Origin of the sequence: Paenibacillus campi (genome assembly GCF_034659835.1) — a bacterium.
GTDB classification, from domain to species: domain Bacteria; phylum Bacillota; class Bacilli; order Paenibacillales; family Paenibacillaceae; genus Saccharibacillus; species Saccharibacillus campi.
In genome coordinates this window covers 366,478-380,872 of the sequence record NZ_JAXSQZ010000001.1, presented here as the reverse complement: position 1 = coordinate 380,872, position 14,395 = coordinate 366,478, and the positions used below count along the sequence as shown (strand labels likewise).

The window sequence follows — 14,395 nt, the reverse complement described above, 5'->3', positions numbered from 1 at the left end:
GCATGAATAGCCCGGTATGCATATGATGATGGTGCATACCGGGCTATCGTTGTCCTATAGTACATTTGAAGATGGCTGAAACTATTTATTTATGCTCAAGCAATCTGTTGCTACTTATACGCTGTATGAAAAGAAGACACCACCTAATTTCAGCGAAAATTATGTCCGCTCCACTTAAGGCAATGTGCGTGTCGTCCGCAGCAAATTCAATCCTAGCAGTACAAATACACTGCCGGTAATCCGGTTCATATAACGGGAGATGCGGCTCGATTGCAGTTGACGTGCCATTTTGCTGGAAAAGAGCACGAGCAGCAAACACCAACATAATCCGGTGCCGCTAAATGTAAAACCAAGCAGCAAAAACGGCACCGCGCCCATGCTCTGCGTCGCATCTACAAACTGCGGGATAAAGGCAAGATAGAACAACGCCACTTTCGGATTCAGCACATTGGTCAACATCCCTTGCAAAAACACGTTGCGCAGCGACTGCCCCGGTGCGTGCGCTATCGTTGTGCCGGATTGCTGACGCGCCATTAGCGAACGAATACCAAGCCAGATCAAATAACCTGCTCCGATCCATTTGAGCAAATTAAAGGCGAGCGCCGACTGCATTAAAATGAGCGACAACCCCAGCCCTGCCAGCAGCGTATGTACGCATGAACCGGCAATAATGCCATACACCGACATCAAGCCTGCCTGTCTGCCCTGAAATACACTCCGACTTAAAATATAAATCGTATCGCTACCTGGCGTAATATTAAGCAGCACACTTGACAATACAAATAACCAGTAGTGCTCAATTCCCCACATGTCGTTCTCCTTGCGCCGTCACCGATGGTAATGCTTTTTCATAACAGCGACTATCTTCATCGCCAACATATTGTCCAAACGGCTCAATCGCCACATAGCCATGACGCTCATAAAAGGCGATCGCTTCCGGCTGCCCATCCCCTGTTTCCAATCGCATACCGGTCGCGCCTTGCGCAAAAGCAGCCGTTTCCAGCGCTGCCAGCAAACGACTCGCAATGCCTTTACGCCGCTGATCAGCACGTACAAAAAATCGCTTTAACTCCGCATATTGTGCGTCCAACTGCCGAATCGCCCCACAACCTGCTGGCTGACCATCTACATAAGCGACCATAAACGTAATTTTATGTATGTCCGGATGATTCAAATCAAGACCGTAAATTCGCTCTGCCGGATAACGCAACAACAAATCCGCATCCAGCTCGCTAATCAACTGGCGCAAATCGGCATGTTTTGCGGTGCAATGTTCGATCGTAATCATGACATTCAGCTCCTTTGTATTTTGTATAGGGTTGTACTCATTTATGTACCATTAGTTAGTTTATAGGCAGTATGTCGTTCATCGATTAGATTAACGCCTGCTACTGTCGATTCCAGTCAGTTGAAGCGAGCGCTTATCAAACTGCCCAGCACCTGCACGTATTCGTAATCGCGAACAATTAAACTAATAAGGCGCTGCCTTCTGCCTCATATCCTCTCACGGCTTTACACCTGCTCGTAATGATGCACAACCGGAAACGGATCATAATAATGATGCAACAACTTTTTCCACTCTTGATACGGCGCCGAACGACGGAATCCTTCTGTATGATCTTCTAGCGTTTCCCAGCGTACTAGCAAAATGTACTGATGTTCCACCTCCAAGCAACGCTGCAATTCATGGGAAATATATCCATTCATGCTCGCGATAATGCGCTCCGCCTGTTTAAAGCTATGTTCAAACGCTGCGCTTTGCCCTGGAATCACATTTAATATGGCAACTTCAAGTATCATGTTTCTTCCTCCCCTATCGATATGAACGAATAATATGACAAATACTATATCGCAAATAAGGAGAGTCAGCTAGCTTTTTTATCCTTTTTTGGCGGATCGTTTCGATTGCCACTACGCATTTGGGCATATAGCAAAAATACCGCCTGCCGCAGCTTGCGGACAGACGGCATGATTGTACAGTTCATGTTATCGTTCATTTATTGTTCCTTTTAGCATTAATTGCGACTGGCAAGTTTGGTCAGCAAACGCAAAATTTCCAAGTACATCCAAATAATCGTTACTAGCAGACCAAATGCACCGTACCATTCCATATATTTCGGACAGCCTTCATTGGCATATTGCTCAATATTGCTAAAATCGATCAATAGATTCGAGGTAGCGACAAAGATAATAAATACGCTAATGCCGATCCCGATCCAGCCTGTATCCTGAATATACGGCACGCTCATACCAAATATACCTAACACAAAATTCAGCAAATACGTTAACGCAATCGCTAATGTAGCAATCCCGATCGCTGTCACCAATCCCGGTGTCACACGAATAATACGAGTCGCATATAGAAACAGAGTGATCAGAAACAGCGAGAACGTAATCAAAATCGCATTCATCACAATGCCAGGATATGAAGATTGCGCGATCGCAGAGATCGCCCCTAGCAATAAACCGTTAACGATCGCGTACAATGGCGCAGTCACAGGCGAGATACGTGGGAAAAAGATCGTCGGCAATGAAATCAACAGCGACCCGATCACACCGACTTTCAGAAATCCGCCTACATCTTTACCATTTACAAACAAGTACCACGTATACGCAGCGGAAGCAACGAGCAATACTGTCAAAATTAGCGCCTTGCCTGCTGTACCTGCCAGTGTCATCGATTCTCTGTATCCTTGATCTGACGCACGATCAAATCGACTTCCATACAATATCGGATTTCGCAGTGCCATCGTCTCTCATCCTCTCTACTGTTAAATTAAAAGCGACATGTTTTGAATCCGGTGTTACTCGTTAGTTACTTGTTATGTAGCCAGATTAGTCCACACACCTATATGCTGTCAAGTCGGGCAGTATAGTAATGGCATAAATGATGAAATAGATGATGGAATACATATAAAATGACCATCCGAATTGCCATTATATCGGATGGTCATTGTTTATATAAGCTACATAAGCGCTACTGTACAATCTGGGCATGACATCGACGTACACGTCTGCCCTGTACTGTTCCTCGGTCAAGTACGACAACAAAGCATAGCCGTACACGTCCACTCTGTACTTCCCTAGATCAAGCTTCCGTTTGCCAATGTTCCTGAATAAACTCGTCACGGCCGGACTGTTCCCGATCTTCTTTGTAATGCTGTTTGTTCTTTTTATGATAATCTTGGTGATATTCCTCTGCCGGATAAAACACATCTGCCGGTAAAATTTCAGTCACAATCGGCTTATCACCAAACCGTCCGCTGGCGGCAACATCCGCTTTGGTCTGTTGCGCCTGTTGTTGCTGCTGTTCATTATGATAAAAGATCGCTGTCCGATACTGGGAGCCACGATCCTGAAATTGTCCACCATCATCGGTCGGATCAATTTGCGGCCAATATAGCTCCAACAGACGTTCATACGGAAACAGCTCCGGGTCAAACGTAATCTCCACCACTTCATAGTGCCCAGTATTGCCGGTTTTCACCTGCTCATAGGTCGGATTTTTCACATGTCCGCCTGTATAACCAGAGACGATGCCATGAATACCTGGCAGTTCTTCAAATGGTGTGACCATACACCAGAAGCAACCGCCGGCAAATGTAGCTTTTTGCAATTGTGTCATAGTGATGCATCCTTTCAGCTGTAGTTTCAAATGAAGTGCACTGCTCATTGCTGCTGGCAGATGCGTTGTTGTGATAGGCTGTCTTTTCTATTATAGCTTGGTTTGATCGTCTAATCTATGTAGATATAATGTGCGTTTTACTATGTTGTGTGTACAAGTACGTTGTCTCAATTAAAAACCAAGTTTAACGCATCTAAACGTATTTATGATCAAATGATCAGATACGTATACTTTGAATGAACGTGAAACAAACGGCTAGAGTAGCCATTTCATCTCTCCCATCCACAAAATAAAAGCCACAGACACGGAATTACCGTGCATGCAGCCTATGGATAAGGTCATATAGTCTATACGCCGAAGTTATTCTTCTTCTCTAGGGATGTAGACGATGAAACCGCTATCTTCACAATACACATCACCGAACTGATATACGCCGTTACGGTGAACAAATAGCCATTCGAACACCTTTTGAATGGTTTGCAGCATAAGGGTCCCTCCCCTGAATAATGAATAAACCTTGTGGTTTATCCAAATTTTAAGGGCAGCCATTACAGGTGTCAATCGCTAAGTTTGTAAAATATTATCGAAAAATTCGATCATTTGTTAATTTATTATGAAGTGTCCTATACGATATGTTAGTTTTGACATTTCGTTTCGTATCTTTTATGAATATATTGTTATATGAACTTTGTTAAGTCGTTTATAGATTGATTTACGACTCTATACTTTTACTTTTACTTTTACTTTTACTTTTACTCTTACTCTTACTCTTACTCTTGCTCTTGCTCTTGCTCTTGCTCTTGCTCTTGCTCTTGCTCTTGCTCTTGCTCTTGCTCTTGCTCTTGCTCTTGCTCTTGCTCTTATCTTGACCTTCCAATCACTCCAATACAATCAAATCGTTAAAATCGTTCCAACTGTTTCTCATAAATGACCACCGCTTGCCCATCTTCTGTTACGGATGGGCTTACATAGTTAAATTGCTGTTTTTTCCAAAATGCGTGTGCAGGTTCATTTTCTAATAGTACTGCCAGTCGCAGCTCGGTCATGCCGGTTGCTAGCAACAATCGTTCCAGCTCACGTAATGCTGCTGCGCCATAACCGGTACGGTGCAGACGACTGTGCAGCATATACAAGCCAAGCCACGGATAACCGTCTTCCGGATTGAGTGGCAGCCATTCGACAATTCCAATCGGTATATCGTCCCAGCAAATGAGCCTGCGTTCGGCACCAAGCTTGCGCACTTCCGCTTGTTCTGTTTGTAATTCCGATGCGGTTATATGCTCTTTGCCTTTGTTAAGACGGTTGTAGTACGGATTAGAATTTAAAATTGCTAACTCCTCGGTCATATGTTGTGCTGTAGAGGGAATGAATGTAAACGACATCATATGCTCCTTTGTCCAAATCATTGTTATTTGAGCTTTACTATTGCTTGAGTTTGCAGAGGGATATACGTTTTACTATGCTTGAATAAATATCATTTTATAGCGATCGTGTTATGTCTGTCGTATTTAGAGGTAATGAATTCCAGTACGCTGTCATCATTAGTCTTGCTCAGTATAACAAACAAAGCAGGCATGTACGCAAGCTTATGAGTTAAGGCGAGTTAGACATATCATTTGTAACTAAACGGAATAACGATTGTGGCAGCGGAAGCACGTTTGGAACAGCGTCTGCTTGTTCATTTGCGTACATAATTTCAAGTCTGCCTCCGTTAATGTCATCCAATAAACGATACCAAAGGAGCGATTTCTATGAAAAATCTGGACATTCCTCACGATCATACGATTGACAGTAGCATCAATTTGCTGGCGGAAGGATATACGTATGTACTGGATCGCAGACAAAAGCTGCAAACGGATATTTTTCAGACACGTCTGCTTGGGCAAACGGCGATCTGTATTGGAGGTAAAGAGGCAGCCGAGTTATTTTATGATCGTGAACTTTTCCAGCGCAGCGGGGCGATTCCGAAGCGGATTCAAAAATCGCTGTTTGGCGAAAAAGGCGTACAGACGTTAGACGGTCAGGCACATGCTCATCGTAAGCAAATGTTTATGTCGTTAATGACACCAGATCGGTTGCAGATGGTACAGGAAATTGTGCATCAGCAATGGCAAGCTGCGGCGATGCGCTGGCAAAGTACGGTGCAACTGGAACTGTTTGACGAAGCTCAACAAATAATGTGTCGTTCTGCTTGTCAGTGGGCAGGCGTACCGCTGCGCGAACAAGATGTGCAGACGATTGCCCATGATCTTGGCAGCATGATTGAAGCGTTTGGTGCGATCGGTGAGCGTCATCAAGAAGGTCGTGACGCAAGGCAGCGTACCGAGCAGTGGGTCACCGAACTGGTGGAGCTTATTCGTGCTGGTCGCGTGCAAGTTGCTGAACAGACGGCAGCCTATACGATTTCCTGGCACCGTGATCTGGACGGGGTACTGCTAGACGCCAAATTAGCCGCTGTCGAGCTGATCAATATTATCCGTCCGATCGTAGCGATTTCGTATTATGTCGTATTTAGCGCCCATGCTTTGCATTTGCACCCGCAAACACATCAAAAACTGATCGAATCATTTGAAAATGGGGATCACACGTATAACCAATGGTTTGTACAGGAAGTACGGCGACTGTACCCATTTACGCCAATACTCGGTGCACGTGTGCGCAAAGACTTTACGTGGAAAGGGTATCATTTTCCAGAAGGCACGACCGTCCTGCTTGATGTGTATGGGACGACACATGATCCAAAACTATGGGATGAGCCGCAGCAATTCCGCCCGGAGCGATTCGCAGATTGGGATGGCAGTCCGTTCGATCTGATTCCACAAGGTGGTGGTGATCATCGTCATGATCATCGCTGTGCCGGCGAGTGGCTGACGATTGATGTCATGCGCATTAGTCTGGAATTTCTGGCGGGTCAGTTGGACTATGAGGTGCCAGAGCAAGACTTATCGATCGATTTGTCGCGTATGCCAGCATTGCCGGCGAGCCGTTTTATTATGAGCCATGCCCGTCCTAAAGGCGTTTCATCAACACATACGCAATAATACGCTAGTGACTTGTCTCAGGAAGATGTAAGGTTGCGTCCATCTGAACCCTGCTTGAACCGTGCAGCATTCAGACGAACGTAATCCCTGGATAAATTTGAGACAAGCTACTAGTCATTTGTGTATCAGGACAAGTACAATACGGATAGCAACGCAATAAACGCAATCCGATACGATATGATCAAAGGAGCATACCGCATGTCACAACCTACTCAGCACGTCCCTTACGGTTATGAACCGCCGCCATCTTATGCACGCGGTACGCTGATCTATTATGATTCGTTTCAGCATATTTCCAATGCCGAGCTGGAGCAGGCGCTCATGACGATGCAGCAAATGAACTTCGCACGACTGGTGCTCTATCCGCTGCATGAGCAAACGGTACGACGGATGTCCAACGAGCCTGTTGCCCCCTTTTACGAACGGGAACGACGCTTACAAGCATGGAAGCATGATGGTGCTCATCGCGCAGTCACTGTGGAAGGCTGGGATGGCAAGCGCAAAAAGTATACGCCGATGGAAGCTGCACTGCGCACATTAATCGATCATTATGAATCACCGTACTTTTTGCTGCTGACACCGGAGATGGCGAATCGATTTGCTTCTTTTGCGATCTTTGAGGAATGGATTGGCAAAATCAGCCTCGTGCTCACCGAGCAGCCGGATCAGCTACATCCACGTCTAAGCAAATTTAGCAAACGCTGGCGAATTGCTGGGCAGACCCTATCGGGTTCAGATTCGGATACGACGTCTGATCGCTAATGGAGCGGCATAGTTCATCATAAGTATCGCCGCATCACGCATCACGCATCACGCATCACGCATCACGCATCACGCATCACGCATCACGCATCACGCATCACGCATCACGCATCACGCATCACGCATCACGCATCACGCATCAAAAGTATACACATGCTGATCGTTTCGGTATACAACAAATCCGTCATTTTCGACTAACAATGTAGCGGTTCAAACAGCCCATGCCCACTCGCAAGAGTGGGTTTTATGTATCTACCAGCGTAAGTACGCTTACAACACGTTATGTATATGTATAATATTGCGTAGCAACTATCGGCAAGCACAACAAACGATGTACAGTTATTATACAATTCAGTGATATGGAGGTTATGCACAATATGCCACCTGTTTTATTGTATTTCCTTCCAATGCCTCACCTGCGCACTTTTATTTATACATTCACCAAAAATTCCGCTCTATTCCATAGTTCATCCATCTTCCCCCTCTTAATTACTTTACTCACTCCAACCGGAAAACAACGCAATAATAGTCATAAAATTGAGCATATTCTATTGCAAAAAACGACAAATTCAGCTACGATTTTCATAATATAATAGTTCTATAAGCCTGAGTCTTTAGTCTATATTAAACTTTATTACAACGGTGTGTGCGTGAGAGGAAGATGATGGGATGGTTCGTTTTTTCAAAAATCACTTGGTCATTCGTATTGTAGCTATGGTGACGCTTGTGATGATGGTCGTTGCGGCTGGCAGTTTATTGTTGCAATGGATGAATATGAAACTGGCGGCAGAGGAATCGATTTCTAGCTACAATGTTCAGATTGCCGAAAGTTATGTCAAACAGATCGATAAAGCAAACTATATCCAGTTTGCGCAAAATCCGCAGCAAAATGCAAACTTTATGGCGATTCGTGATGAGCTAGACCAGTTTCGTCAGCGCATTGGTGCCATGTATGTATATTTTGTCAAAATCGATGCCAAAGGCACGCCGCTCATGATCGTAGACGGGATGAAAGACCCGCATAAAGCTTCCGCCATCAATGAAGTGACCGATATTCCTCCTGCTGCGGTACAACGTCTGTTAGCCGGGCAAAGCGCCAGTTCCTCCATTATTAATAATAAGGAATACGGACGATATATTTCCTCCTATGCTCCCATTCTAGATACAAACGGTAAGCTGCTCGGTGTGATCGGAATCGATACATCGGTAGCGGTAATCGATCATGTTAAAGCCAATGTATTGAAATCAAGCTGGATATTTTATTTGTTGTTGTTCATTTTGACCGTAATTGGCATCGCTACGGTCATGTTCGTCATTATACGTGCACTACGTCCACTCCATACATTAAAATCAAGTGTGCTACAGATGGCAGACGGTCAGTTAGCGGAAGCACATCGTCTGTTGTCCACACGTACTGTACGCAATGAAGATGAGATTGGCAGCACGTATAACGCGATGCTGCATATGTCCGGTAACTTGCACGAAATGGTGCGTGATATGGTAACCGGTGTGTCTTCAACGACGTCTATACTGACACAATCCGCAGTACAGTTCAAACAAGATGCGGACGGCATGCAGCAGATGAGTACAACCGTAAATCAGGCGATGGACAAAATCCGTCATGGCGCCCATACACAAAAACAAGGGGTTATAGACAGTTCCAATGCGATGGAAGAAATCGCCCGTGGCATTAACGATATTTCGGAATCGTCTGCTACCGTCTCAGATGCCGCAACCGATGCATTGCAAACAGCAAAAACCGGACAACAGAGCATAACGCATGTCAAACACCAGATGGATCATATTTCCCAAGCTGCCGATCAAGTTTCAGTGATGGTCAGCACATTAAACAACTATTCGCAACAGATTGGTAGTGCATTGCATACGGTAACAGACTTTGCCGCCCAGACGAAGTTGCTCGCCCTTAATGCATCGATCGAGGCAGCTCATGCCGGTGAGCATGGTAAAGGTTTCGCTGTCGTAGCTGATGAAGTGCGCAAGCTGGCTGAAGCTTCCAATCAATCGGTGCAGATGATCTCTACATTGCTGCTTGGCATTCAGCAAGGAGCGATTGGCATCGGGACACAGATGGATCAAACCGCCAACGAAATTAAACAAGGCGTAACAATTACCGCCGCCGCAGAGCATGCATTTACAGAGGTGATCGCCGCCTTTGTAACGGTAAGCGACCGTATTCAGGAAATTTCGGCTGCCGCCGAGCAAATTACCGCCGGTACGGAAGAAGCCGCTGCCTCCGTCCAAACGATCGCGCGTGTCTCATCCGATGTGTCCGATTATGCGGATGAAATTTATGAGCTCGTACATGAGCAAGCGTCTTTGTTTCACAAAATTACCGACCGCTCTGCCGAGCTGAGTCAACAGACCGACGCGATGAGTGAAGCGGTACAGCGTGTACACGTATGATCGGCTCGGTCAAGTGATGATCATAACGAATGGAGTTAAAAAAACGATCCGGTTTGCCTGTTCATGTAAATGATGAACTGGCGCAAACCGGATCGTTTCAGTTGGTGTTAATCGGCTGCCTGTATAGCTTTCACGGCTGGAATCGATCGGATCATCTGGACTCCACGTGGCGCGGGATGCGATCAGATTTAATTAGTCCCCTTTTCAGAACCGATCGGATCATCTGCTCCCTCCCCCGATCAAACTGTATCCATCAACCGTGTTATATACTCGCTATAATAGGTGTTCCCGTTGCGACGATCAAGCTGGTGCGCCACATTCAGCGCCAGTTCGCCATAATATGCTGCCAGTCGCTTCACATCGGTAGCATGTTCAGGATGAGGGTACGATGCAGGCAGCTTCACATTAAATTGCACCGTCTCTGCGCTCAAACGCTTGAACAAACCGGCGGCATAGGCGTGGAACAGCATTTTATCGATCGGTGCTTCATTAATGTCTGTCCAGTGCACATGCTTTTCAAACAATTCCAACCCTTTATACGGATCAGTTACAGTCAAATAACCGATATGCTCACCGATACTTTGCACAAAGTCGGTATTGTCATAAATCAGCTTATAGCTTTTCTTTTGATACTGATCCGCTTGTTGCTGATTGCCTTGGCGATACAGCGGCATAAGCACTTTAGGCAGTGTCAAATGTGGAATTTCGGCACAGCTCAATCGACCACGCAAAATCGGCTCCGCCAACGTTAGCACATTCTCATCATTTTGACGCTGTGACCAAAAATCGACAAATTCATTTTGCTCACACGCTTCACAATCGCTCATATCGTCCCGTTCCAAATGTTTGACATGCTCCAACACCTGTTCAGCCGCATCCAGCTCGCCAAAATCCAGCGCCAGCACAAAGCGGTAATATTGGTACGTATAATCGCTGTACCCGTATTCCAAATAGCGACGACGCATATCTTCCAGCAAGTGTTCGATTTGCGCACGCTCAATTTCTGGAAAACTTGCGACATTGCCAAGAATCCATTTGTATGACCAGAGCAATGTTGTCTCATCGTATTGTTCCGGATTTTGGTCAAACTGTCCTAACTGCCATGAAAAAGCAACGAGCGCTGTACGCGGAAAACCGCTAAACGCAGCCGTTTCCACAATTTCCTCACGAATAAAATAACCTGCTTCCACATCACCAAGCGTATCGGCAATTCGTGCTGCTTGCTCTAACAATTGCAGCTTGGCGCGCCCGTTGGGCATCCCATACGCCTCATTTAACAGTTCCTCATAACTTTGTTCTGTATCCATGCTCATCATTTATTCCTCCTATAGCGATCATTTCTATATTGGGATGTATGCAATGAGAGTGCACACCGTACACTCCGCGTCTGCGTTTGTTGAAGTAACACGCTCATCTTTTATTCATTCATGTACATACGTATTTATCGTGACATACAATGCGGCTACCTGTTCATTTACCGTGAAGACCAAATGAACTATAACGGTTGTGCAGCAGATAATTTGCGCATTGCATCGACATAATACGCTGTACCATTACGGCGATCAAATTGCTCGGCAAGCTCCAATGCCATCGCCTGTAAATGATGCGACAATGACGACATATGATGGCGATCATCTCCATAAGGATAACCGTCTGGTAACCGTACGTTAAACGCTACCGTTTCCTGTGACAGCACTTGGAACAAGCCCGCTGCCGAAGCGTGAAAATACATTCGATCGAGCGGGCTCTCAGAGTCGAGCGACCATGTGGCATGCTGTTCATACAGCTGCAATCCTTTAAATGGATCGGCATGGGCGAGATAGGCAATATGCAGTCCGATACTGCGCAAAAAATCGCGATTGTTGCGAATCATCGGATAGTTCTGATGTTGATAATCTGCCGCCTGCCCATGCTCACCAAGTTGATACGATGGCATTAACAATTCCGCCAGCGTCAAATGCGGAATTTCGGTACAGCGCATTTTGCCATCTACGATCGGTTTTGCCGCTTTGAGCGCTTCCTTGTACCGTCCGGTGCGGGCAAAATATTCGACGATCTCATTTTGATCACAGGCGCGGCAATCGCTAATATTTTCACGCTTCATTTTTTTGACGATTGCATAATATTCATCCGCCTGCTCGAATTCGCCGGTATGCATATGCAGCGTAAACAGATTGCTATAATACGTACGTTCACTATAACCTGCACGCATATACCGATCACGCATATCCGCCAGCAGCTCCATCAACTGTTGGCGACTAATTTGCGGAAAATGCATCGAATTGCTAATGATCCATTTGTATGACCATAACAGTTCCCGTTCATTGTAGAGCGCCGGATGGATATCAAACTGACCGAGCTGCCAGGAGAAATGAGTGATCCCTTTAAGCGCAAAGCCGCTAAATACCGCCGCTTCCACCAAATCTTCACGGATCATATAGGCTCCCTGCACATCGCCGAGCGCATCGGCAATACGGACAGCCTGTTCGAGCAGCTCTAGCTTGGCAGTTCCGTTAGGCAGTGCACGTGACTGCCAGAACAATCGTTTACATTCTTCATCCGCAAAAACGCCGCTCACCGTGCCTCCCCGCTTCCGCCTGCGGACAGACCGAGTTCAATAAAGCGTAAAATGCCTTGATTCAGCACCGCCAGCTCCTGACGATTCATCGGATAATGCCCCATCATCAGCGCGTTGACGTACAGCATTTCTACCGCTACGACCATCATCGCTTCATTGCCAGGCATGAAAATTTTGCTTACGACCGGATTGTCCAAATTTAAATACAGTGTCGAATAGGCGGACTGCTCTAGCGCCGAGCCAAGGCTGCCAAGAATCGAAGCTAACGCGTCTGTGCTCACTTCTTTGGCGGCTTCCAGTGAACGCAGATCGGATGATTCTTTGGACAATGTGAACAATGCAGGCAGCTCAGATGGCTTAAACCGTTTCAATTGAATTTGACAACGGAAGCGCTGTAATGCCATGTCGGCAGTACGGGTCAGCTCATAATACGCACGCCGCTCATCCGGCGTTAGATCGACAAATGACAGCGACACATCTTCCGGCTGCAACCGAATTGTACGCACTTCATCATTAACGAGCGGCAACGCCGTCATCAGCTCGGCATCGTAAATATAGCCACCATTTACAACGAGCAGCGCCTGTGCCGCAGCGACATGGGTAATCTGGCGATACTCGTCCAATGTGAGCGTAAAATAAATTTCGTCATGCTCTTTCAACATATCGCCTAATGTACGACGACCATACGTCGTTTCAAATGGCAACCAGCGATGAATAATACGATAAAATTGCTCATCTTCGGTAGCGAGTGCTTTCATCGACAACACATGCAAATGGATAATATGCTGCAACCGATCCGGATCATAATCCGCCATGCGCATCAATTCGCTACGAATCGAATCGCCCAATTCGCCGCGTACATGTTCCAGCTTTTCATCTTCATAAAAATGTTCACGCGATGCGGTCGGTTGCAACTCATCCGTCCAAATCAAACATTTAACAAAAAACGCCCAATCCGGCAAAATATTTTCCGCTTTATCCGACACAAGCATCGATTTCAAATATACTTGATGCGAGCGTTTAGCGTTTAGATTGACCGCATGCGGCAATACAAACGCAATCCCGCCCGTCCGACCGGACGACGTGCGTAGTGGGATAAAATCTTGAAAACGCTCGCCCATCAGACGCTCGCCAAACGCCAGCACCTCATCGCGATGACTGCGCGCCAGTTCCGGCTCATGCAGCCATGCCGGACGATGATCATTAATCACCTTTGTCTGCTGCCCATCATGCAGCGTAATCGGATACGGCAGCAACGCCCCGTAATAATACAATCCTTCCGCCAAATAGTCCGGCTCAAAATACAGCTCACTGCCCGGTTTGCAGCGCAAATACACTTTCGTGCCTGGCGACAATTCGGTATCCAGCTTGCGGATGCTATACGTACCGTCCGGTTGACCGCGCCATTCCAGCGTTGGCCCGCCTTTTGCCGAGCGTGTGACCATAACGATCTCATTGCTAACCATAAAACAGGACAATAACCCGATCCCAAAGCGCCCGATAAATGACGTTTCACCGGTAAATGCCGCTTCACCACGTTTGGACGATTGACCGATTTGCGCCAGAAACTCATGAATATCGTCCTCAGTTAAACCGATCCCGTTATCTTCAATAATGAGCGTTCGGTTTGTAGCATCACCGGTCAGCTCGATATGAATTTGCCCGCTATGTTCGGGCTGTAGCTGCGTGCGTGCCGTCACCGCATCGACCGCATTTTGCATCACTTCACGCAGAAATACCCGTGGATTGCTGTACAGATGATTCGATAAAATATTAATCATGCCGCTCAGATTGACCTGAAAGCGGTATGTATCTTGGTTCGTCATAATCGGTCATCCTTTCGTCTCGCTCATTGGATAAGCATGCTTAAATATAATTGTTCGTGATCATTGCAACTGTCGTCTTATCATTGGCATTGTATGTTGTATACTTCATACCGCCCCCAAGTCGGTCATTTCGTCCAGA

13 protein-coding genes are annotated in these 14,395 nt (G+C 46.2%); 3 read left to right on the top strand and 10 right to left on the bottom strand.

Annotated features, from left to right (window positions below; translation table 11 throughout):
• Positions 1-174: 174 nt before the first annotated feature.
• The 7 genes from U1I11_RS01460 to U1I11_RS01430 form a co-directional block, all read right to left on the bottom strand.
• Positions 175-810, bottom strand: coding sequence for a LysE family translocator (locus tag U1I11_RS01460; protein ID WP_322903204.1), 636 nt, complete (start codon positions 808-810; stop codon positions 175-177).
• On the bottom strand, positions 797-1,288 hold the full coding sequence (locus tag U1I11_RS01455) for a GNAT family N-acetyltransferase (RefSeq protein WP_322903202.1): 492 nt from the start codon (positions 1,286-1,288) through the stop codon (positions 797-799). The genes U1I11_RS01460 and U1I11_RS01455 overlap by 14 nt, the downstream gene beginning before the upstream one ends.
• Positions 1,289-1,512: 224 nt before the next feature.
• Complete coding sequence (locus U1I11_RS01450) at positions 1,513-1,800, bottom strand: antibiotic biosynthesis monooxygenase family protein (protein ID WP_322903200.1); 288 nt, start codon at positions 1,798-1,800, stop codon at positions 1,513-1,515.
• A gap of 215 nt (positions 1,801-2,015) precedes the next feature.
• Positions 2,016-2,750: a Bax inhibitor-1/YccA family protein gene (locus U1I11_RS01445; protein WP_322903199.1), complete on the bottom strand. Its 735-nt coding sequence runs from the start codon at positions 2,748-2,750 to the stop codon at positions 2,016-2,018.
• Between the two features lie 338 nt (positions 2,751-3,088).
• On the bottom strand, positions 3,089-3,616 hold the full coding sequence (gene msrA / locus U1I11_RS01440) for a peptide-methionine (S)-S-oxide reductase MsrA (RefSeq protein WP_322904453.1): 528 nt from the start codon (positions 3,614-3,616) through the stop codon (positions 3,089-3,091).
• A gap of 369 nt (positions 3,617-3,985) precedes the next feature.
• Positions 3,986-4,111, bottom strand: coding sequence for a hypothetical protein (locus U1I11_RS01435; protein WP_322903197.1), 126 nt, complete (start codon positions 4,109-4,111; stop codon positions 3,986-3,988).
• Positions 4,112-4,524: 413 nt separating this feature from the next.
• A complete protein-coding gene (locus U1I11_RS01430; protein WP_322903195.1) occupies positions 4,525-5,010 on the bottom strand; it encodes a GNAT family N-acetyltransferase in 486 nt (161 codons plus the stop codon).
• Positions 5,011-5,376: 366 nt separating this feature from the next.
• Here U1I11_RS01430 and U1I11_RS01425 point away from each other — a divergent pair, with 366 nt between their 5' ends.
• From U1I11_RS01425 to U1I11_RS01415, 3 genes are all read left to right on the top strand, one after another.
• Positions 5,377-6,666, top strand: coding sequence for a CYP152 family fatty-acid peroxygenase CypC (locus U1I11_RS01425; protein WP_322903193.1), 1,290 nt, complete (start codon positions 5,377-5,379; stop codon positions 6,664-6,666).
• 198 nt (positions 6,667-6,864) lie between these two features.
• The gene (locus tag U1I11_RS01420) at positions 6,865-7,428 is read left to right on the top strand and encodes a hypothetical protein (protein WP_322903191.1); all 564 of its coding nucleotides are present in this window, start codon (positions 6,865-6,867) and stop codon (positions 7,426-7,428) included.
• 669 nt (positions 7,429-8,097) lie between these two features.
• Positions 8,098-9,852 (top strand): methyl-accepting chemotaxis protein, encoded by a 1,755-nt coding sequence (locus U1I11_RS01415; protein WP_322903189.1) that lies wholly within the window; start codon positions 8,098-8,100, stop codon positions 9,850-9,852.
• A gap of 239 nt (positions 9,853-10,091) precedes the next feature.
• Here U1I11_RS01415 and U1I11_RS01410 read toward each other — a convergent pair whose 3' ends face one another.
• The 3 genes from U1I11_RS01410 to U1I11_RS01400 all read right to left on the bottom strand — a co-directional run bounded on the left by U1I11_RS01410 (position 10,092) and on the right by U1I11_RS01400 (position 14,256).
• Positions 10,092-11,168 (bottom strand): hypothetical protein, encoded by a 1,077-nt coding sequence (locus tag U1I11_RS01410; protein WP_322903188.1) that lies wholly within the window; start codon positions 11,166-11,168, stop codon positions 10,092-10,094.
• 179 nt (positions 11,169-11,347) lie between these two features.
• Positions 11,348-12,430, bottom strand: coding sequence for a hypothetical protein (locus U1I11_RS01405; RefSeq protein ID WP_322903186.1), 1,083 nt, complete (start codon positions 12,428-12,430; stop codon positions 11,348-11,350).
• On the bottom strand, positions 12,427-14,256 hold the full coding sequence (locus U1I11_RS01400; protein ID WP_322903185.1) for an HSP90 family protein: 1,830 nt from the start codon (positions 14,254-14,256) through the stop codon (positions 12,427-12,429). The genes U1I11_RS01405 and U1I11_RS01400 overlap by 4 nt, the downstream gene beginning before the upstream one ends.
• Positions 14,257-14,395 lie beyond the last annotated feature (139 nt).